Origin of the sequence: Labrenzia sp. 5N (genome assembly GCF_012395805.1) — a bacterium.
In the GTDB taxonomy this organism is placed as follows: domain Bacteria; phylum Pseudomonadota; class Alphaproteobacteria; order Rhizobiales; family Stappiaceae; genus Roseibium; species Roseibium algicola.
In genome coordinates, this window is record NZ_JAAZTM010000005.1 from 83,863 (window position 1) to 104,444 (window position 20,582).

Here is a 20,582-nt window from a genome sequence, read left to right on the forward strand (position 1 = left end):
CTTCAATCATTTTTCCTGAAATGACTTTCATGGCAGCGTGTCTGCATGAAACCCCTGCTCGACACGCCCTTTACCCGCCGCTTTGCCGTTTCCCATCCGGTCGTGCTGGCGCCGATGGACAGGATTTCGGACGGCCATCTGGCCGCTGAAGTCAGCCGCGCCGGTGGCTTCGGTATTATCGGCGCCGGTTACGGCGACCCGGACTGGATCGACGCTGCCTTCGATGCGGCCGGCGACCAGCGGGTCGGTCTTGGTGTCATCACCTGGAGTCTTCTGAAAAAACCGGCCCTCGTGGATCGGATCCTCGACCGCAATCCGGCGGCCCTGTTCGTTTCCTTCGGTGACGCGGAACCGATCGTAAAGGCCGCCAGGGAGCGCGGTATTCCCACAATCTGGCAGGTGCAACGACTGGACCAGGCCGAACAGGCCCTGAAGGCCGGAACGGACGTTCTCGTCGCCCAAGGCCAGGAAGGCGGCGGTCACGGCATGGACCGGGGCCTGTCCGCCCTTCTTCCTGCGGTTCGCGATGCCGCCGGCAAGGAGGCAATCGTGTTGGCGGCCGGCGGGCTTGCGGACGGGCGCGGACTGGCAGCAGCTCTCATGCTGGGCGCGGACGGTGTCATGATGGGGACCCGTTTCTGGGCAAGCGTCGAGGCGAACGGATCGGAACAGGCCAAGGTTGCCCTGACCAAGGCGCACGGAGACGACACGGCCCGGTCCAGTGTTTTCGACGTTGCTCGCGGTCTTGACTGGCCGTCGCAATTCACAGGACGGGTTGTCCAAAATGCGTTTTCCCGCCCCTGGTTGGAAGACCCTGCAGGTTTGTCCGGCGCGGCTCACAAGATCCAGAAAACCTATGAGGCTGCCGATCCGGACGACTATTCCGTTCGCGCCCTGATTGCCGGAGAATCCCTCGATCTTGTTAAAACCGTTCAACCGGCGGCAAGGATCGTGGATAACACTGTTCGAGAGGCGGCAGCGCTTCTTGCTCGCGCCCCGGATTTCCTCATCGGGTGAATTCGCACCGCTTCCTCAAGACCTCCCTGTCACCCACTCCCGTCACTATCGAAGCCTTTTCCGTCCGGCCGGTGGTGCGGCAAATTGTATGCGGCTTGGGACACTCCTGAGGGTTTTGGCACCGGGACCTGATGTGGACTCCCGGAAACCCTGGGCTTTTGAGCTGCTGACGGAAATCACCAAGCGCCCGTTTCTTCGCGATGGCGACAACTGGTTACAAATTCTCGGCCAAACACCCTGCTGTTGCCTTTGACGCAGCGAGATCTTCGGCTTAGGCCTGTTGAAGCCGGTGGAGGAGGACCCGGCAACCGTCAAATCCGGTCTGAAACGGGCAGCAGCACCATGTCTTTCAAACGCATCGTTTTCTGGGCGCATCTCGTCGTCGGGGTCGCCTTCGGTCTCGTTATCCTCCTGATGTCAGCCACCGGCGTGGTCCTGACCTACGAGCGCCAGATCATCTCCTACATGGAAAGCCGCGCGGTCGAAAAACCGGCCGATGCGCGGCTCCTCTCTGTCGACGAACTGGCAACTGCCGTTCTGGCCAACGGCGGCCAACCCGGCAATTCGCTGGTTCTGCCAAGGCAGGACGGCGCCCCGGCCACACTTTCGGTCAGCCGCCGCGAGAACCATTTGCTCAACCCTTATACCGGGGAGCGGATCGACAATGCCGCGGAGGGCACAAAATCCTTCTTTGGCACGGTGACCGCGCTGCACCGCTGGTTTGCCCTTACAGGTGAAAACCGCAGCCTTGGGCGGGCCGTGACCGGTGCTGCCAATCTCGGCTTCCTGTTCATTCTGGTGTCCGGAATTTATCTCTGGTGGCCGAAGAAATGGACGTGGCGGATCGTCAAGCTGAACCTTCTCTTCCGCAGAAACCTGCCGACCGCGAAGGCGCGCGACTACAACTGGCACCATGTCTTCGGCATCTGGTCGCTCGTACCGCTGTTTGCCGTTGTGGTCTCCGGCGTCGTCATTTCCTATCCCTGGGCCAGCAACATGGTGGCCGCCGTCTTCGGGCCGGTTTCGCCCGCGGCAATCGGCCAGGCTGCCAGTGAAGAACGCCAGGGTCAGAACCGCGCTCAGGGTGAAGCCGTCAGTCTGCAGGCCATTGCCGACACGCTGAAACAAGCCGAACCGGACTGGCAGACACTTTCGGTCAAATTGCCCAACGGACAGGCTGCACGTGTGGTGATGACCGTCGATACAGGCAACGGCACCCAGCTTTCCCGCCAGACGACCTATACGGTCTCCAGGGTTTCAGGCGAGGTCTTGGGCGTCAGCGGCGCTGAAGACCAGCCGGCAGGCCGGCGCGCCAGGGTCTTCCTCAGATTTCTGCACACCGGCGAGGTCTATGGCTTCATCGGCCAAACGCTCGCGGGACTTGCCTCGCTGGCGTCGGTGTTTCTCTTCTACACAGGCTTTGCGCTTGCCTATCGCCGGCTGATCCAGCCGCTGTTCCGGCGCCGTGCCCAGCAGGCCTGAGGCCTGCTCTCTTGTCGGGACTGAGGCACCCAGAGCAAATCGCGTTTTGTCGGCATCGCTTCTCGCTGTCTGAAATCAGAGATTTCAACGCAAAAAGCGATGCAGGATTTTTCAGGTTAAACGCGACGTGTTCTAATGCGCCTCGTCCCAATTGTCGGCGGCGCGGGCGTCGACCTGAAGCGGCACGGAGAGTTTCAGCGCCGGATCGCAGGCGTTTTCCATTACGTCCCTGATCACCGGAATGGTGGATTCCACCTGCGCATCCGGCACTTCGAAGATCAGTTCGTCATGCACCTGCAGCAGCATCTGCGCATCCAACTTTGAGCCTTCCAGCCGGTTTTCCATGCGCACCATCGCCCGACGCAGGATATCCGCGGCAGACCCCTGGATCGGGGCGTTGATAGCGGCACGTTCATAGAAGGCGCGCATGTTCGGGTTCTTGGTGTTCACTTCCGGATAATGCGCCTTGCGGCCGAAGATCGTGGTCACGTAGCCGTTCGCATGAACCTGCTTCTTGGTCGCTTCCATGTAGTCCTTGATGCCCGGGAAACGCTCGAAATAGGTCTTGATATAGTCGCCCGCTTCGCCGCGCGAGATGCCGAGCTGGTTGGCGAGGCCGAATGCGGAAATGCCGTAGATGATGCCGAAGTTGATCGCCTTCGCCCGGCGGCGGACCATCGGGTCCATGCCTTCGATCGGCGTTCCGAACATTTCGCTTGCCGTCATGGCGTGAATGTCCAGCCCGTCATCGAACGCCTTCTTCAACTGAGGAATATCGGCCATATGCGCCAGGACGCGCAGCTCAATCTGGCTGTAGTCGGCCGAGATCAGCTTGTGACCCTTTTCGGCAATGAAGGCCTTGCGGATCTTGCGGCCTTCTTCGGTCCTGACCGGGATATTCTGCAGGTTCGGTTCCGACGAGGACAGGCGCCCGGTGGTGGTTGCCGCCAGCGCGTAGGATGTGTGCACACGCCCCGTTTCCGGATTGATGTAACCGGGCAGGGCGTCGGTGTAGGTGGATTTCAGCTTGGAGAGCTGGCGCCAGGAGACGATCCGCGACGGCAGTTCATGCCCTTCCGCGGCCAGATCTTCCAGAACCTGCGCCGAGGTCGACCAGGCGCCGGTCTTTGTCTTCTTGCCGCCGGGAAGACCCATCTTGCCGAACAGGATATCACCAAGCTGCTTGGGCGAACCGATGTTGAAGCTTTCACCGGCCAGCTCGTAAATCTCGGCTTCCTTGCCCGCCATGCCTTGCGCGAATTCACCCGAAAGACGCGACAGCATCTGCCGGTCGACGGAGATGCCGCGCTTTTCCATGCGCGCAAGCACCGGCACCATCGGCCGTTCCAGCGTCTCGTAGGCGGTCGCCATACGCTCGGAAGCCAGCCTCGGCTTCAGGATCAGCCAGAGACGAAGCGTCACATCGGCGTCTTCCGCCGCATAGGCGGTTGCCTTGTCGATGGCGACCTTGTCGAAGGTGATCATCGACTTGCCGGAGCCGCAGATTTCCTTGAAGGGGATCGGCTTGTGATCGAGCCAGCGCTCGGACAGTTCGTCCATGCCGTTGCCGCCCTTGCCGGCATCGACCGTGTAGGACAGCAGCATCGTGTCGTCGTATGGCGCGATGTCGACACCGTACCGTGTCATCACCAGCCAGTCGTACTTGAGGTTCTGCGCGATCTTGAGAACCGAACGGTCCTCCAGCATCGGCTTCAGCACTTGCAGCGCGTCTTTCAGCGGGATCTGGCCTTCGACAAGACCGCCGCCGCCAAGAAGATCACCCTCGCCGTCGACGTGGCCAAGCGGCACATAACAGGCCTTGCCGGGCTCGGTGGACAGCGAAACACCGACAAGCTCTGCCTGCATGGCGTCCAGTGATGTCGTTTCGGTGTCGAAGGCGACGTACCCCTTTTCAAAGGCCGCGTCGCACCATTCCTTCAAGCGGTCGAGGCTGGTGACGGTTTCATAGGCGCTGCTGTCGACCGGGATCGCCCGGATCGTCTGGGCGCGTGCATCGGCAACCGTCTGCGGTACCAGCAGGCCGGAATTGTCCGGATCGGCGTCACCCGGGGTTTTTGCAGCTTCCGAACCCGCGCTGTCACTGCCGGCTGCACGCTCCATCATCCGGCCCTTGTGGTCCGGAACATCCCATCCCGGAACCTTGAGGTCCGATGCATCGACCGTATCCAGATCGGCCCCGGTCACATCCGCAACGCGGCGGGTGAGGGTGGTGAACCCCATCGCCTTCAGGAATCCGAGCGCCTTGGGTCCGTCAACATCGGTAACCGACAATTCGCCCACCGGCACCTTGACCGGCACATCCTGCTTGAGGGTCACGAGCTGCCTGGAAATCCGTGCCTGATCGGCAAATTCGATCAGGTTTTCCCGGCGCTTGTTCTGTTTGATCGTGTCGGCCTTGGCGAGCAGCGTTTCCAGATCGCCGAATTCGTTGATCAAGAGGGCCGCGGTCTTCAGGCCAATACCCGGCACGCCGGGCACGTTATCGACGCTGTCGCCCGCCAGCGATTGCACCTCGATGACCTTGTCGGGACCGACTCCGAACTTCTCGAACACCTCTGCTTCGCCGAAGGTCTTGTTCTTCATGGTGTCGATCATGCCCACCATCGGGCCGATCAGCTGCATCAGGTCCTTGTCGCCTGAAACGATGGTGACGCGCGCGCCCTGTTCGGCAGCCTCACGGGCATAGGTCGCGATCAGGTCGTCCGCCTCGAAGCCTTCCTGCTCGATGCAGTGAACCGAAAAGGCGCGTGTCGCTTCGCGGATAAGGCCGAACTGCGGCACCAGATCTTCCGGCGGGTCTGGCCGGTGGGCCTTGTATTCCGGATAAATCTCGTTCCGGAACGTCTGCGCGGAATGGTCGAAGATCACCGCGAAATGGGTGGGCTCGTCGCCTTCCTCCGGTGTCAGGCCTTCCTGCAGCAGCTTCCACAGCATGTTGCAGAAGCCAGAAACCGCCCCGACAGGAAGCCCGTCCGGCTTGCGCGTCAGCGGCGGCAGCGCGTGATAGGCGCGAAAAATGAACGTGGACCCGTCGACCAGGATGAGATGGTCATCGGCGGTGAGGGCGGAGGAGGTGCTTTGCGTCGACATGGCGCGGATCATGCCCGCAGCCTGTTCTGGAGAAAAGTCCTAAAGTTAAAAATTCCAAGCTTGCCGATCACTCAGCTGCCTGTGCCTGACGTTTGCCGCCAAAGGTTCCGCTGAGATAGGCCCAGGCGGGCCTGCGGAACAGGAACCAGCCGATGTTCGTGCGGCGGATCAGCCAGAACAGGATCATCGGACTGACCGACGCCACCAGCGTCACGATCAACGACGTTGTGCCGATATCAAAGATGCCCAGCTTCAGCAGAATCACCCGCGTCACGCCCATGGGGAAGAAGAAGGCGAGATAGATGACGATCGAGTTTTCGCCGAAATGCTGAAGGAAACCGAACCGGCCCCATTTCACGATCAACGCGCTGGTGAGGATGATCGCACCCGCACCGGCCGCGCCAAGAACAAGGGCAATGACCGGCAGATGTGCCCAGCCGGCATAAACCAGCGTGCCGTTCACCAGGCCCCAGACCAGCAGACACGCGAGACTGATCCCGATCCGCTCGCGCGCCCAGTCGGCCAGAGCGAAGATCTGCGGAGCAAAAACGAAGCCGGCATAGAAGAAAACGAAACGGGCCGCGAATTCATCGACCAGCAGCCAGCCGGTGTGGATCGGCGCGATCTGCAGAAGTGCGCCGATGGCCAGAACCAGTTGCCACGGCACACCCTTGTCGTGGGCGACCTTCGACACGACGAAGAAGACCGGCAGCATGTAGATGAACCACAAGGTACCGAAGGGCTCGATGAAACTCAGGAAATAGAGTTCCACCGTTGCGCGAACGCTGGTTTCCTCGATGAAGACGGGCGCTTTCACCAGAAACTGGATCGTCATCCACAGCACATAAAAGTAGGCAAAGTGGACGACCTTGCGATCAAGATAGAGTTTCCAGTCGCGGGTAATGACGTTCGACAGGAACAGGCCGGAGATCAGGAAAAAATCCGGCATGCGGAAGGGGGCTGCAAAGGCGACGACCACATGCATCCAGCCTGTCTGGCCAGCGGCGGCTTCCACGCCGAGCACCGAATGCATCATCACGACGAAGATGATGCAGATGCCCTTGGCGGTATCCACCCAATCTACACGCCTGGCGCTCATTCTCCCGCTGCCTGCTCCGCTTCAGTCCGGTTTCGGGTCCAATTCAGCGCAGACATAACCTTGACTGGTAAATTTTACGCATACACCAGCAGTCACGTTTTAGTGAGCGTTTGGGAAATCAGGGCTTCGCGTTGTCCGAGCCATCCTGCCAGGGGCTAAGCTTCGGCTGGCCGGAGCCACCACCCGTGCCGCTGTTTTTTTCGCTCCAGTCGCCTTCGTCCAGATCCACGACGCCGTCATCCGGCCGGCGCATACCACCGCCGCCATCGACGATAACGACGTTCGATCGGGCAATGATGAACCGCGCCAGCGCTTCGCGCACCGGCGGTATGAACAGGAGCAGGCCGATGGCATCCGTGACGAAACCCGGGATCAGCAGCAGAATGCTGGCAAGAACGATCATTGCACCCTGCATCACCTCGTTTCCGGGTGTGCGGCCGGCATCCAGCTCTGTTTGCATGCGCATCAGCAGCGACAGGCCTTGCTGGCGCAGCATCACTGTCCCGGCCAACGCGGTGATCACCGTCAGCAGGATTGTCGGGAACACACCGATCAAGCCTCCCACCCAGATGAACATCGCAATCTCGATCAGGGGCAGAAGAAGAATTGCGGCAATGATATAAAGTCCCACGGGAGCTCCATCGTCTGATAAGCTATTCGGACCTAAGGTAGACATTCACTCGCAAAAATGCGAGCAGGCAGTCACGAAATGGCTATGAATGCAAAGATTCAGTCTTGCTCTTGGGTCTGGATGCTGGTTCAAGGACCCCCTAAATAGGAAGCAGACAGGCCTTGCGTACGAGGCTGCGCTCACCTGGCAGTTAGAGCAGGCGGCTCTAGGGCCTCAAAAAGGGTAACCGGAAGTTACGATGAACGAGATTTTTGACCCGTTGAACCTCCTCCTGATGGGACTTGCGGTTTTCATTCTGTTCAGACTGCGATCGGTGCTGGGCAAACGCACCGGCAATGAGCGCCCGCCATTCGACCCCTATTCCAAGCCCGATCAGCCGCGCGAACGCAAAAACGGCAACGATCAGGACAATGTCATCCCGATGCCGAACCAGACCACGCTGGAGGCCGAGCCGGTCGAGGAGAGCGGTCGTGGTGGCGACGTCGTGATCGACAAGGTTGCCCCGGCGGGCTCCGCATTGAACAGCGCCCTGAAACAGATTCTGTCCGTTGACCGCAGCTTCGAGCCGGAACCCTTCCTGGAAGGCGCACGCGCCGCCTACGAGATGATCGTGATGGCTTTTGCGGACGGCGACAAGAAAGCGCTGAAGAACCTTCTCTCCCGCGAAGTCTATGAAGGCTTCGTCACGGCAATCGACGACCGCGAAAAGCGTGGCGAGACCATCGAATCGACCTTTGTCGGCATCGACAAGGCCGAAATCGTCGAAGCTGCGCTGAAGAATTCGACCGCCCAGGTAACCGTGAAGATCCACAGCCAGCTGATTTCCGCCACCCGCGACAAGGCCGGTGAAGTGGTCGACGGCGATCCGGCCAAGGTAAGCGAAGTGATCGACATCTGGACCTTCGCCCGGGACACCACGTCCCGCGATCCGAACTGGAAGCTGGTCGCGACCGAATCCGCAGAGTAATCACGATGCAGGGCAAGCGGAACACGCGGCCCCGGCCGGACTTCCGGCTTGTCCCACTGCTAAAGGGCGCGGTTCTGGCCGCGCCGCTTTTCTTTTCAGGAGCTGCCTCAGCCATGGTACCAGGCCAACGGATCCCGGACCGGTTCGAGGCAATCTCCTTCTCCAGTCTGCCGGGCTGGCTGAACGACGATCATGCCGCCGCCCTTGCCGGTTTTCTGCGCCTGTGCCGCAAACCGGAAATCCTGACCCAGGACACCGTTTTTCCCTCCATCGCCGCAGCAGATCTGCAAAAGCTCTGTAACGACGCCGAAAAGGCGGCAAAGTCCGGTGATGAAGCACCGCGAGACTTTTTCGAAAGCCGGTTCACGCCGCACCGAATTGCCCAGAGCGGATTTGTGACGGGCTATTTCGAGCCGGAACTGGCCGCCTCGCGGGTCAGAACCGACATATTCCGGTATCCCTTGCTCAAAAAACCGGAAGGCCTGGAGGCGATCACGCCGGAAAACCGGCCACAGGACTGGCCCGAAACGCTCAGCCATGGACGGCGGGTTGAGGGACGCGTCACCGAAATGCCGGATCGGAGCGCCATCATGGATGGCAAGCTCGATCCGGAAAATCTCGAACTCGTCTGGCTTGCCGATCCGATCGACGCCTATTTCGTACATGTTCAGGGCTCGGCAAGGCTGCGTCTTGCGGACGGAAGCGCGATGCGGGTCGGTTATGCGGGCAAGACAGGCCACCCCTATACCGGCATTGCCCGGTTGCTGGTGACGCGCGGAGAAGGCACGCCGGAGGACTTCACGGCTGCCGGACTTCGTGCCTGGTTGGAAGCGCATCCGGAAGAGCGCGATCAGCTGTTCCGGCAAAACCGGTCTTTCATCTTCTTCCGGGAGGTCGACGAAATCGGCGTGAACGACGGGCCCGTCGGGGCCGCGGGCCTTCCCCTTGTGGCAGGCCGCAGCCTTGCGGTCGATCCGAGTTTCATTCCCTATGGGTCCCTGGTTTTCGTCGCCTCCGCGCTGAAGGATCACGACAGCGACGACGGCGTTTTCCAGCGGCTGATGGTGGCCGATGACACCGGATCGGCAATCAAGGGCCCAGCGCGGGGCGATATCTTCGTCGGATCCGGGCAGACGGCAGGCGCTATTGCCGGAGAAATCCGCCACAAGGCCGACTTCACGATCCTGGTGCCGAACATCCGTCTTGGTCCCGCTGGTGTGGCGGCGGACTGAGAGATGGCAAGACGGGGCAAAAAAGGGACACTGTCGCCGGAAGACAGGGAACTGTGGGGCAAGGTTGCCAAAACCCTGACGCCGCTGCATCCGGACAGGGCTCAGGACCTCAAGGCCGAGCTTGAGAAAATCACCGAAACCGAACCGGCGGCACCCGCAAAGGCGCTGAAAACCGCGACCGCGATCCAGGCTCCCGCTGCGGCCAAGGCGCCGCCAACACCGCTGCCGCTGCATCAGCTGGAACACCGCTACCGCCGCAAGCTGGTGCGCGGCGTGAAGGCCATCGATGCGCGGATAGACCTGCACGGCCTGACCCAGCATCAGGCGCATGACCGGCTGCGCGGCTTTCTCTACCAGGCGCAGGCGAGAAGTCATAAGGTTGTGCTGGTAATCACTGGCAAGGGCAGCGGTGATGCACGCGCCTATATGGACGAGCGCGGCGTTTTGCGCAGAATGGTGCCCCAGTGGCTGTCGATGCCCGACTTGCGATCCGTGGTACTTGGCTACGAGGAAGCCCATGCCAACCACGGCGGCGGCGGCGCACTGTACGTTCGCATTCGAAAAAGAAGGTAGGGCCGTGACCCCACTTGGCGCAAAAATCCGGGAACTCAGGATAAAACGGGATGTGTCGCTGAAGGAAATGGCAGCGGCCTTGTCGGTATCCAGTGCCTATCTGTCCGCGCTGGAACATGGCAAGCGTGGCAAGCCAACCTGGTTTCTGGTGCAGCGAATCATCACCTATTTCAACGTCATCTGGGATGAAGCGGAAGAAATCCAGCGCCTGGCTGAACTGTCCGATCCGCGCGTCACCATCGACACGGCCGGCATGGACCCGAAGGCCACCGAACTTGCCAACCAGCTTGCGCTGAAGATCGGAGGCCTTTCCGAAGAGTCTCTTGCAGCCCTCCTGCACCAGCTCCGGGTTGCTGCCGTGAAGGACGGTGTGTGACGACGCATGCCCTCGCCAGGTTCAAACCATGGCATGGCGGTGCATTGCTGTTTCTGTACCGCTTGGAACGCAGCCTCTTTCAGGTCAGTTCAGGATTTACGTGTCCTTCAACCCCATCCTCTATATAACCTCCAGCAAACCTGCGCCTGCTGAACGGAACACTGGACCAGTATGAAACTCTCCCAGGAAGACCTTGCCGGACTGATCGATGCCGACGACCTGAGAAATCGCCTGACCGCGCTGACCGCCGGCAATGACGGCGACGGTTCGGACATGAAGACCCGCTCGGCTGTTCTTGCGATGCTGAAGCAGGTGGTGAAAGACGCTCGCGGCAAGGCCCAGGCGATGCTGGACGAGGACGGCGGCGGGCTGCTGTGCGCCGGGCGGCTGTCCTATATCCAGGACGAGCTGATCCGCGTGATCTACGATTTCGCCCTGCACCACGTCTACCGGATCAAGAACCCGTCCGCCGCGGAGCGCATGGCCATTGCCGCCGTTGGCGGTTACGGCCGCGGCACACTGGCGCCTGGGTCCGACATCGATCTCCTGTTCGTGCTGCCGTACAAGCAGACCCCATGGGGCGAGCAGGTGGTGGAATATATCCTCTACATGCTCTGGGACCTGGGCTTCAAGGTAGGCCACGCGACCCGCAATATCGATGAATGCATCCGCCTGTCCAAGGCGGACATGACCATCCGCACCGCCATTCTGGAAGCCCGCTACATCTGGGGCGACGAGGCCCTTTTCGAGGAACTCGTCCAGCGTTTCGACAAGGAAGTGGTGGAAGGCACCAGCTCGGAATTCATCGCCGCCAAGCTGCTGGAACGCGATGACCGCCACAAGCGCCAGGGCGCCTCGCGCTACCTGGTTGAGCCGAACATCAAGGAAGGCAAGGGCGGTCTGCGCGATCTCAATACCCTGTTCTGGATCGCCAAGTACCATTACCGGGTCAACAGACAGTCGGAACTGGTCAAGAAAGGCGTTCTGACCCGCTCGGAATATGCGCGGTTCAAGAAGTCTGACGACTTCCTGTGGGCGGTCCGCTGCCACCTGCATTTCCTGACGGGACGGCCGGAAGAGCGCCTGTCCTTCGATGTCCAGCGCGAGATCGCGATCCGGCTCGGCTACACCCAGCACCCGGGCATGAAGGATGTCGAGCGTTTCATGAAGCACTACTTCCTGGTGGCCAAGGATGTCGGCGATCTGACCCGCATCATCTGCGCCGCGCTGGAGGAAGAGCACGTCAAGGAACCGCGCGGCAAGGGCCTGACCGGCATGATGCGCCGCCTGCGCGCAGGCCGCGTATCGGCAACCGCCAAGCCCGTTGAAGGGGCGACCGGCTTCGTGGTGGAGAACAACCGCCTGAATGCGGTATCTGACACCGTGTTCGAAACCGATCCGACCAACCTCCTGCGGGTGTTCCAGATCGCGGACAAGCACGACTACAACATGCATCCGCAGCTGACCCGCCTGATGCGGCATTCGCTTAAGCTGGTCGATGGAAGCCTGCGCGCCGACCCTGAAGCGAACCGGCTTTTCCTGTCGATCCTGACCTCCCGGCACGCGCCGGAAAAGACCTTGCGCAAGATGAACGAAACCGGCGTGCTCGGCCGCTTCGTGCCCGAGTTCGGCAAGGTCGTGGCGATGATGCAGTTCAACATGTATCACCACTACACGGTCGACGAGCACCTGATCCGGTCCATCGGCGTGCTGGCCGATATCGAGCGCGGCAACTCCGGCGACGACCATCCACTGGCAACCGACCTGATCCTGACGCTGCAGAACCGCAAGGTGCTGTTTGTCGCCATGTTCCTGCACGACATCGCCAAGGGCAGGCCGGAAGATCATTCGATCGCCGGCGCCCGGGTCGCGCGCAAGCTGTGCCCGCGTTTCGGACTGAACGACGCGGAAACCGAGACGGTTGCCTGGCTGATCGAGCATCACCTGGACATGAGCACCATTGCCCAGTCGCGCGACCTGTCGGACCGCAAGACGATCACGGATTTCGCCAACACGGTGCAGTCGCTCGAAAGGCTGAAACTGCTCCTGATCCTGACCGTGGCCGACATTCGCGCCGTCGGGCCCGGCGTCTTCAACGGCTGGAAAGGCCAGTTGCTGCGCACGCTGTACTATGCCACCGAACCGCATCTGTCCGGCGGACACACGAAGATGTCGCATCGCCAGACCATCGACAAGGCCAAGGAAGAGCTCGGCAGCAAGCTGGAGCACTGGTCCGCCAAGGACCGTAATGCCTATCTGAACCGGCATTATCCGGCCTACTGGCTGCGTACGGAGCCGGAGCGGCTGGTTTCCCATGCCGAACTTCTGCACAAGGCCGACAAGGACAAGAGGCAGCTTGCCTTCCAGGTCATCCCACGCGCCTTCGAGGGTGTGACCGAGCTGACGATCATGGCGCCAGACCATCCGCGCCTGCTGTCGATCATTGCCGGGGCCTGCTACACGACCGGTGCCAATATCGTTGACGCACAGATCGACACCACCACAGACGGCTATGCTCTGGACACGATCTTCATCGGTCGGGAACTGCCGGACGACGAAGACGAAAAGCGCCGCGGCGAGCGGATTGCCAAGCTGATCGAGACCACACTGCGCGGCGAAGAGCGGCTTCCGGAGCCCGTTTCCAAGAAGACCGGCGTCAAGGGCCGCATGAAGGCCTTCAAGGTGGCGAGCGAAGTGTTGGTCAACAACGCGCTGTCTGACGATTACACGGTGCTGGAGATTTCCGGTCTCGACCGGCCAGGCCTGCTCTACGACCTGACGCGCTCCATCGCGACGCTCAATCTGAACATCGGTTCGGCCCATATCTCGACCTTCGGCGAGAAAGTGGTCGACGTTTTCTACGTCACCGATCTCACCGGACAGAAAATTGCCAACATCGGGCGTCAGGAAATCATCCGTGAGCGCCTTGCCAATGCGGTCGACGGCCATGTGGAACTCGATCCGGCAGCTCCGGCAACCCGCAAGGTTCAGCGGCAGGCTTCATAAGTGCATACCTTCCTCTTCGGAGTCCTTCCGGCATGAGTCTCGTCCGCAATTTCGCAACCGTCGGCAGCGCGACCCTGCTGAGCCGCCTGCTCGGCTTTGTTCGCGACGTGCTTCTGGCCGCCGTCGTCGGGGCCGGTCCGGTTGCCGATGCCTTTGTGGTGGCCTTCCGTCTGCCCAACCTGTTCCGCCGGCTGTTCGCGGAGGGAGCCTTCAACTCCGCCTTCATCCCGCTGTTCGGGCGAACGGTCGAGGAAGAGGGCGATGCGGGCGCCAAGCGGTTCGCCGGGGAAATCGGCGCAGCGCTGCTGTTCTGCCTGCTGGTGCTGACTGCTTTTGCGCAAATCTTCATGCCGCTGGTGGTGTGGGCACTGGCACCGGGTTTCGTGGAAGACCCCACCAAGTACGACCTGACAGTTCTGATGTCGCGGATCGCGTTTCCCTATCTGATCTTCATGTCGATGCTTGCCTTCATCGGCGGCATTCTCAACACCTATCAGCGCTTCGCCGCCGCGGCATTCGCACCGGTGATGCTGAACGTGGTGATGAGCGCCGTTCTGGGCGCAGTGCTTTATCTCGGTATCAAGGACGACACGTCGCTCGGAGTCATTCTGGCCATCGGCGTCACCGTTGGCGGGATCGTGCAGTTGATCGTCGTCCTCATCGACCTGAAGCGCCTCGGCTTCAAGATCCCCGTCTTCCGCCCGCGCTATACCAAATCGGCCAAACGCCTGCTGATGCTTGGCATTCCGGGCGTCGTTGCCGGCGGCGTCACCCAGATCAACATTGCCGTCGGCCAGATCATCGCCTCCATGCAGGAAGGCGCCAATGCGCTGCTCTATTTCGCTGACCGGCTCTACCAGTTGCCGCTCGGGGTGATCGGTATCGCCATCGGCGTGGTGCTTTTACCCAGCCTGACGCGGCAACTGCGCGCCGGGCAGATGGGCGCTTACCAGCACAGCCTCAACCGCGCACTGGAGTTCTCACTGGTGCTGACCCTGCCGGCCGCAGTTGCTCTGGCGGTCATACCGCAGGAAATCGTCTCGGTGCTGTTCCAGCGGGTGCGCTTCGATGCCGCCGCCGTGGAAGGCACGGCTGCAGCCCTGACGGCATTTGCCTTTGGCCTGCCCGCCTTTGTGCTCAACAAGGTGTTTTCGCCCGGCTATTTCGCGCGGGAAGACACCAAGACGCCGATGATCTTTGCCGTTGTCGGCATGGTCGTGAACGTCGGCCTCTCGATCGCGCTGTTTCCCATGCTCCAGCATGTGGGCATCGCGCTGGCCACAACGCTGGCTGGCTGGGTGAACACCGGCCTCCTGATCATCGTTCTGTGGCGACGGGGCCATTTCCAGCCCGATTTCAAGCTGCTCCGACGGCTGTCGCTGGTAGTGCTCGCCAGCCTGCTGATGGGGGTCGCGGTGCATTTTGCTGCCATCTACATGGCCTCCTGGCTATCGGCGCCGTGGCTGGCGGTGCGTGCGGGCAGTCTCGTTCTTCTCGTGCTCGTCGGCATGGTCACCTTTGCCGTCTTCACCCAGCTCAGCGGCGGATCCGACCTTGTCGGCATGCTGAAAGCGTTGAGACGGCGCAACACCTGACCGCGAAACGCCGGCGCACGCCGTTTCCAGCTTGCATGCATAACGGACCGGGCTTAAACCCGGCCCGCCCAAACATTCATAGCGCCCTTCCAACCGGCCGCACCATCAAAGGGATTTGAAATGGCGGAGTTCCAGCCCCGTGTCTTTTCCGGCGTCCAGCCGACAGGCAACCTGCATCTTGGCAACTACCTGGGCGCCGTTTCGCGCTGGGTTCCGTTGCAGGATCAGATGCCGACGATCTTCTGCGTCGTCGACAGCCATGCCATTACGGCAGGGTTTCCGGATCCGCACGAGCTTGCCCAGGCAACCCGTGAAGTGACCGCTGCCTACATGGCAGCCGGCATCGATCCGAAGAAATCGATCATCTTCAACCAGAGCCAGGTTCGCGAACACACCGAACTTGCCTGGATCTTCAACTGCGTGGCGCGCATGGGCTGGCTCAATCGCATGACCCAGTTCAAGGAAAAGGCCGGCAAGAACAAGGAAAACGCTTCCGTTGGCCTGTTCGCCTATCCGAGCCTGATGGCTGCCGACATTCTGGCCTACCGCGCGACCCATGTTCCGGTCGGCGACGACCAGAAGCAGCACCTGGAACTGACACGCGACATCGCCGCCAAGTTCAACAACGACTTTGCGGACCGGATCAAGGAACTGGATATCGGCATCGAGAACCCGACGCCGTCGCCGGAGCTGCCGGAATATCTCTATTTCCCGATGACCGAGCCGATGATCGCCGGCCCGGCTACCCGGATCATGTCGCTGCGTGACGGCACCAAGAAGATGTCGAAGTCCGATCCGTCGGACCTGTCGCGCATCAACCTGACGGACGACGCGGACTCGATCTCCAAGAAGATCAAGAAAGCCAAGACCGATCCGGACGCCCTGCCGAGCGAAACCGACGGCCTGGAAGGCCGTCCGGAAGCAGACAACCTGGTCGGCATCTATGCCGCCCTGAGCGGCGCGACCAAGGCCGACGTCCTGAAGGAATACGGCGGTCAGCAGTTCTCGGCCTTCAAGCCGGCCCTGTCCGACCTGGCGGTGGCGAAACTCTCGCCGATGACCGACGAAATGCGCCGCCTGATGGACGACAAGGCACAGATCGACGCCATCCTGAAGGAAGGCGCCGAAAAGGCCTCCGCCATCGCCGAACCGGTGCTGAAGGACGTTCGCAAGATCATCGGTTTCCTCGACGTCCGGTAAACCGACGCGACAACAACCTGATCCTGAAAGCCCGGCAGGTTTCTGCCGGGTTTTTTTGTTTGGGTAACCGCAATCCGCAACGTTCCACCTTACACCGTTGCGCCTTGCCCGGAAAAAGCGGAGATCCGTCTCATACCCTTGCAGGTCGTCATCCCATGGCTCGACCATGGGATCCGTGCCATTGCGCCGCAAAGAGAAAAGTCCTTGCCGTGAGCAAAGGTTACGGCAAGGCGACTTGTCATCCCCGCACAAGCAGGGACCCAGTATCCAGCTGATTTGCGATTATTCGCCTCGGACGACACGGCGTACTGGATCCCGGTCTTGCCGCGTTGCGCCAAACCGGGATGACAAATCATGGCAGCGCGTGGAAGCCGGTCCTGACGACAGCAAATGCTGAAGCCCGCGCTTCGCTACGCATTGCCCGGGATGAAAAGGCAGCCTTTTTCCCCTTCCTTAATTCCGTCATCCCATGGCTCGACCATGGGATCCATGCCATTACGCTCCAAATCGGCAAAGCTTTGCGGTGGGCGAAGGTCAGGGGATGGATTGCAGGGTCTAGCCCTGCAATGACGGGGTGGGTTGAGAGGTTGGGACTTTCATCCGGCCGACGGGGCTCACCAGCCGGTTTGTACATTGCCACTGGATCCACTCCCTGGGCTGCCCCGTGATCTACACTGTCAAACGCTATCCTTGCGCTCGACAACGAGCACTCTTGCCTCTCCGACCGGGTGGGCCACATGGGCATCGCCGTCGTTGGCGAAGAAGATCTGTCCTTCGGTCAGGCGTTGAACCTTCTCGGTTCCGGCCTCGCGGTAGTGCATGTCGACAGTGCCCGACAGAACCACGAAGACTTCCGGACCGTCGTTGACGTGCCATTTGTAGGGCTTGTCCGTCCAGTGCAGGCGGACCGTGATGCCGTCCAGTTCACCGATCAGACGTGACCCCCAGGCTCTTTCCGCCGTAAAGCTGCTTGTATCGAGATGGAAATCCATGAAACTCTCCCGCTGCAAAATCACTCAAGGGTGCTATCGCGGACAGGCTCTCGTTTCTTCCGGCAATTTGACCGGTTCGGCCGGTCAATTGCCGGTGAACGCTGGCAGTTCGACACACAGGACAATGACAGAAGACCCATGGATTCAATCGACCGGACCTTGCTGCAACTGCTGGAAGCCGACAGCCGGACACCTGTGAAAACGCTGGCTGCCCATGTCGGCCTGGCCCGGTCGAGCGTTCAGGCCCGGGTCCGGAAGCTGGAAGAAACCGGCGTCATTCGCGCCTACACGATCCGGATCAGCGATCCGGAGCCGGCCGAAATCGAAGCCTATCTGTGGATCCGGACGGGTTCGGCGACCTGTGCGGCGATTGCGCCGGTGGTTTCGAAATTCGAGGAGGTTCTCCAGTGCCGCTCGATTTCCGGTGACAGGGACATGGTTCTGCTGGTGCGCGCCCGGACGCTGGAGAGCCTCGCCGAGCTTCGCAACCGTATTGCTGCCCTTGATGGAATTGCCAATGTCGAGACCCATCCGGTGCTGAAAGACTGGATATGAACGCGGCGCGAAATTCCCGATTTACTTTTTTTGTCAGGCAATGAAACGGTTTCTCAAAGTTTACAACGCACTCTCAAGGCAACAGGATCTTGTAGAGAGTAGTTATCTTGGTCAGTCAAAACAGCGAACGCGCCGTCAATGCCGCGCCAGAAGCCGATGACACGCAGGACAAATTCTTTGCCGAAGAGCAAAAGCTTTCCTCTGCGGACACCGTAACTACAGACGAATATTCTTCCAGCATCACGAAACCCCTCGACGAGGAGGACGTCGGTCCCGAAGTCGGCCCAGGCCGCCGGGCCACCGACGCGCCCGTCTCCGCGCCTGCCAAATCGCTGCAGCATCTTGCCCTGGCGGGCATGATCATCGGCCTTGCCGCCGGTTTCATCATGGTTTCCAGCGACAGCCTGAACCGGTTTCTCGGTCTTGGTCTGACCTTCTTTGCCGGTGGGCTGGCTGTCTGGCGGCTGTTTGCCGACGACATGCAGCGCTCGGTGCAGGCGTTACAGGTGAAGGATGACAAGATCCGCCGCCTGATGGCACGCTGCGAGGAACTGGAAGACCGCGCCTGGGAACTTGGCGAATCCGACGAACGTCACGCCAGCATCCTGGCAACGCTTGGCGATGTCGTCGTCCGGCGCGACCAGGACGGCACCATCACCTATGTGAACTCTGCTGCAGACGATGTGTTCGGGCTCGGACATGCCTTGCAGCCGGGTGCAACCCTGCATCTGCCGCTGCTTGAGGAAGTGGGCTTTGAAAGCGCCGTCACGCAGGCCCTGGACAAGACGACCCCGGGCATGGGCTTTCAGGATCTCCACATCGACACAGCACAGGGCCCGCGCTGGTTCTCACGTATCGACATTCCGGTGCGCGACACCACGACGGATCGCCAGCTGGTGCAGACCGTTCTGCGCGACGTGACCGAGCGGCGCCTGATCGAGGAAGAACTGCTGGCTGCCCGTCATTCCGCGGAAAGCTCCAACGAGGCGAAATCCCGTTTTCTCGCGACCGTCAGCCACGAGATCCGCACGCCGCTCAACGGGGTGCTCGGCATGGCCGCGCTCCTGCGCGACACCCGCCTGACCAAGGAACAGAGCGCCTATATCGAGGCGCTGGAAACCTCCGGCGAAACATTGCTGCTCCTGATCGATGAAGTGCTCGACTTTTCCAAGGTGGAGGCCGGCAAGCTCGACATTCAGGCTGCCCCGGTTCGGGTTGGCGCCCTGGTGGAAAGCGTCGTTGAACTGCTTGCTCCGAAGGCCCACGCCAAGTCGCTTGAAATCGGCTCCATGCTTGACCCGAACCTGCCGGAAGAGGTGACGCTGGACGCCACCCGTGTCCGCCAGATCCTCTACAATCTCATCGGCAACGGCATCAAGTTCACCGATGAGGGTGGCGTTGCCGTCGAACTGACAGGGCGCCCCAATCCGGACGGTGGCGGTTTTCTGGATATCGACGTGCGCGACAGTGGCATCGGCTTTGACGAACAGGAGGCCGAGCGGCTGTTTCAGGAATTCGAGCAGGTCGACCATGGCCCGGCGCGCAAGTTCGGCGGCACCGGCCTCGGTCTGGCCATCGCCCAGCGGCTTGCCGGCCTGATGGGTGGCGAAATTGCCGCGCAGCCCTCCGAAGACGGCGGCGCGCAGTTCCGCGTGTCCTTGCCGATCCCCGAATCCCTTGTTGCCGACACGGATCCACGCCTGGCCAAGCTTGAGGGCCGCAGGATCGTGTTCGTCAGCACCAGCCAGATCGAATGCCCGCTGCTGGCCAGACGGCTGCAATATCACGAGGCCAATGTTTCCGTGCATGCACCGGGCAGTTCGGATCTCGATGCCGCGCTGGCCGAGGCCGATCTACTTGTTGTCGACAACGGCGCCCTGTCCGACAGCGGCGGCTGGCTGGCCTCTGCCCGCCTGACCGGATGCAAGGCTCCTGCCGTCGTTATGATCGCCCCGCCGGAGCGCGAGCGCCTGGAACATCTGCGCGAAGCCGGGTATGCCGCCTATCTGATCCGTCCGGTGCGGATCGAGACCCTGGTCCAGATCTTTTCCGGCCTGCTGGACGACGACGGCATGGAACACGCCTGGGACGCAAGCGCGGAGCCCGTCAGCAACGGCTTCCTGCCAAACCGCTACAAGGTTCCGGCCCGGCCGCTGCGCCTGCTCGTGGCGGAAGACAACGACATCAACCGCCTTTTGAGCGAAGCCATGCTGCGCAAGCTCGGCCATGTGCCGGTGATGGTGATCGACGGCGAAAAGGCCGTCGAGGAAGCCGCCAGCGGCGCTTATGACGCAATCCTGATGGACCTGCACATGCCAGGCCTCGACGGATTCCAGGCCATTCGCCAGATCCGGTCCGACGAACAGGCCGCCGGCCGGGCCAATGTACCGGTGCTGATCGTGACCGCCGATGTCATGAAGGATGCAAGGGACAAGGCGACCGAAGTGGGCGCTGCCGGCTATCTGACGAAACCGCTTTCCGTGGAAGCGATTTCCGACGCATTGGCCGAAATCAGCCGCGCCTGACGCAGCGAACTTTCCCTGTCGCGACAGCTGGAAGTGGAAACGCTTCCACCGGCGCTCGTAGAAATTCACAAAGCCGCAAGAGTGGGCTAAGCTTGCACGTGGAAAACACGGCGCAAAAAACCGAGTGTCATCCAGCTGTCGGAATAGTATGTTCTACGGCAGGCTTGAAGCACACTGACCGGGTTCGGACGTAATGTTCCGGCGAAGGTAATTCGGCAAGT

At 61.1% G+C, this 20,582-nt stretch carries 15 protein-coding genes; 11 read left to right on the forward strand and 4 right to left on the reverse strand.

The features are described 5' to 3' along the window. Nucleotides 1-45: 45 nt before the first annotated feature. Together HEP89_RS07775 and HEP89_RS07780 are read left to right on the forward strand one after the other, a co-directional pair. Nucleotides 46-1,017, forward strand: a complete 972-nt coding sequence (locus tag HEP89_RS07775) for a nitronate monooxygenase (RefSeq protein ID WP_209014519.1) — start codon at nt 46-48, stop codon at nt 1,015-1,017. 342 nt (nt 1,018-1,359) lie between these two features. Next, on the forward strand, nt 1,360-2,499 hold the full coding sequence (locus tag HEP89_RS07780) for a PepSY-associated TM helix domain-containing protein (RefSeq protein WP_168691734.1): 1,140 nt from the start codon (nt 1,360-1,362) through the stop codon (nt 2,497-2,499). A gap of 132 nt (nt 2,500-2,631) precedes the next feature. Here the strand turns inward: HEP89_RS07780 and polA are convergent, their stop codons facing one another. The 3 genes from polA to HEP89_RS07795 all read right to left on the reverse strand — a co-directional run bounded on the left by polA (nt 2,632) and on the right by HEP89_RS07795 (nt 7,340). Continuing rightward, nucleotides 2,632-5,622 (reverse strand): DNA polymerase I, encoded by a 2,991-nt coding sequence (gene polA / locus HEP89_RS07785; RefSeq protein WP_168691735.1) that lies wholly within the window; start codon nt 5,620-5,622, stop codon nt 2,632-2,634. 55 nt (nt 5,623-5,677) lie between these two features. Continuing rightward, nucleotides 5,678-6,709 (reverse strand): acyltransferase family protein, encoded by a 1,032-nt coding sequence (locus HEP89_RS07790; protein ID WP_168691736.1) that lies wholly within the window; start codon nt 6,707-6,709, stop codon nt 5,678-5,680. 118 nt (nt 6,710-6,827) lie between these two features. Continuing rightward, nucleotides 6,828-7,340, reverse strand: coding sequence for an FxsA family protein (locus HEP89_RS07795; protein ID WP_075283209.1), 513 nt, complete (start codon nt 7,338-7,340; stop codon nt 6,828-6,830). 238 nt (nt 7,341-7,578) lie between these two features. Between HEP89_RS07795 and HEP89_RS07800 the strand changes: the two genes are divergently transcribed. The 7 genes from HEP89_RS07800 (at nt 7,579) to trpS (ending at nt 16,289) form a co-directional block, all read left to right on the forward strand. Then, nucleotides 7,579-8,307, forward strand: a complete 729-nt coding sequence (locus tag HEP89_RS07800) for a Tim44/TimA family putative adaptor protein (protein WP_023002384.1) — start codon at nt 7,579-7,581, stop codon at nt 8,305-8,307. A gap of 113 nt (nt 8,308-8,420) precedes the next feature. Then, a complete protein-coding gene (locus tag HEP89_RS07805) occupies nt 8,421-9,539 on the forward strand; it encodes an MltA domain-containing protein (RefSeq protein ID WP_209014521.1) in 1,119 nt (372 codons plus the stop codon). 3 nt (nt 9,540-9,542) lie between these two features. After that, on the forward strand, nt 9,543-10,112 hold the full coding sequence (locus HEP89_RS07810) for a Smr/MutS family protein (protein WP_075283210.1): 570 nt from the start codon (nt 9,543-9,545) through the stop codon (nt 10,110-10,112). Nucleotides 10,113-10,116: 4 nt separating this feature from the next. Continuing rightward, nucleotides 10,117-10,488, forward strand: a complete 372-nt coding sequence (locus HEP89_RS07815) for a helix-turn-helix transcriptional regulator (RefSeq protein ID WP_023002387.1) — start codon at nt 10,117-10,119, stop codon at nt 10,486-10,488. 171 nt (nt 10,489-10,659) lie between these two features. After that, nucleotides 10,660-13,494: a [protein-PII] uridylyltransferase gene (locus HEP89_RS07820; RefSeq protein ID WP_023002388.1), complete on the forward strand. Its 2,835-nt coding sequence runs from the start codon at nt 10,660-10,662 to the stop codon at nt 13,492-13,494. 32 nt (nt 13,495-13,526) lie between these two features. Continuing rightward, nucleotides 13,527-15,089 carry a murein biosynthesis integral membrane protein MurJ gene (gene murJ / locus HEP89_RS07825; protein ID WP_168691738.1) on the forward strand — a complete coding sequence of 521 codons (1,563 nt, stop codon included), beginning with the start codon at nt 13,527-13,529 and terminating at the stop codon, nt 15,087-15,089. Nucleotides 15,090-15,209: 120 nt separating this feature from the next. Beyond that, complete coding sequence (gene trpS, locus HEP89_RS07830) at nt 15,210-16,289, forward strand: tryptophan--tRNA ligase (protein WP_168691739.1); 1,080 nt, start codon at nt 15,210-15,212, stop codon at nt 16,287-16,289. 677 nt (nt 16,290-16,966) lie between these two features. Here trpS and HEP89_RS07835 read toward each other — a convergent pair. Further along, nucleotides 16,967-17,281, reverse strand: coding sequence for a cupin (locus tag HEP89_RS07835; RefSeq protein WP_077291337.1), 315 nt, complete (start codon nt 17,279-17,281; stop codon nt 16,967-16,969). Between the two features lie 138 nt (nt 17,282-17,419). Here HEP89_RS07835 and HEP89_RS07840 point away from each other — a divergent pair, with 138 nt between their 5' ends. Beyond that, complete coding sequence (locus HEP89_RS07840; RefSeq protein ID WP_158514149.1) at nt 17,420-17,836, forward strand: Lrp/AsnC family transcriptional regulator; 417 nt, start codon at nt 17,420-17,422, stop codon at nt 17,834-17,836. A gap of 107 nt (nt 17,837-17,943) precedes the next feature. Beyond that, on the forward strand, nt 17,944-20,361 hold the full coding sequence (locus tag HEP89_RS07845) for an ATP-binding protein (protein ID WP_168691740.1): 2,418 nt from the start codon (nt 17,944-17,946) through the stop codon (nt 20,359-20,361). The last annotated feature ends 221 nt before the right edge of the window (nt 20,362-20,582 follow it).

Bases quoted from the DNA above. Each gene is read 5' to 3' on its own strand.
- trpS (WP_168691739.1), top strand. From the start codon at position 15,210: ATGGCGGAGTTCCAGCCCCGTGTCTTTTCCGGCGTCCAGCCGACAGGC.
- HEP89_RS07775 (WP_209014519.1), top strand. From the start codon at position 46: ATGAAACCCCTGCTCGACACGCCCTTTACCCGCCGCTTTGCCGTTTCC.
- HEP89_RS07780 (WP_168691734.1), top strand. From the start codon at position 1,360: ATGTCTTTCAAACGCATCGTTTTCTGGGCGCATCTCGTCGTCGGGGTC.
- murJ (WP_168691738.1), top strand. From the start codon at position 13,527: ATGAGTCTCGTCCGCAATTTCGCAACCGTCGGCAGCGCGACCCTGCTG.
- HEP89_RS07835 (WP_077291337.1), bottom strand. From the start codon at position 17,281: ATGGATTTCCATCTCGATACAAGCAGCTTTACGGCGGAAAGAGCCTGG.
- HEP89_RS07790 (WP_168691736.1), bottom strand. From the start codon at position 6,709: ATGAGCGCCAGGCGTGTAGATTGGGTGGATACCGCCAAGGGCATCTGC.
- polA (WP_168691735.1), bottom strand. From the start codon at position 5,622: ATGATCCGCGCCATGTCGACGCAAAGCACCTCCTCCGCCCTCACCGCC.
- HEP89_RS07805 (WP_209014521.1), top strand. From the start codon at position 8,421: ATGGTACCAGGCCAACGGATCCCGGACCGGTTCGAGGCAATCTCCTTC.
- HEP89_RS07810 (WP_075283210.1), top strand. From the start codon at position 9,543: ATGGCAAGACGGGGCAAAAAAGGGACACTGTCGCCGGAAGACAGGGAA.
- HEP89_RS07840 (WP_158514149.1), top strand. From the start codon at position 17,420: ATGGATTCAATCGACCGGACCTTGCTGCAACTGCTGGAAGCCGACAGC.
- HEP89_RS07820 (WP_023002388.1), top strand. From the start codon at position 10,660: ATGAAACTCTCCCAGGAAGACCTTGCCGGACTGATCGATGCCGACGAC.
- HEP89_RS07800 (WP_023002384.1), top strand. From the start codon at position 7,579: ATGAACGAGATTTTTGACCCGTTGAACCTCCTCCTGATGGGACTTGCG.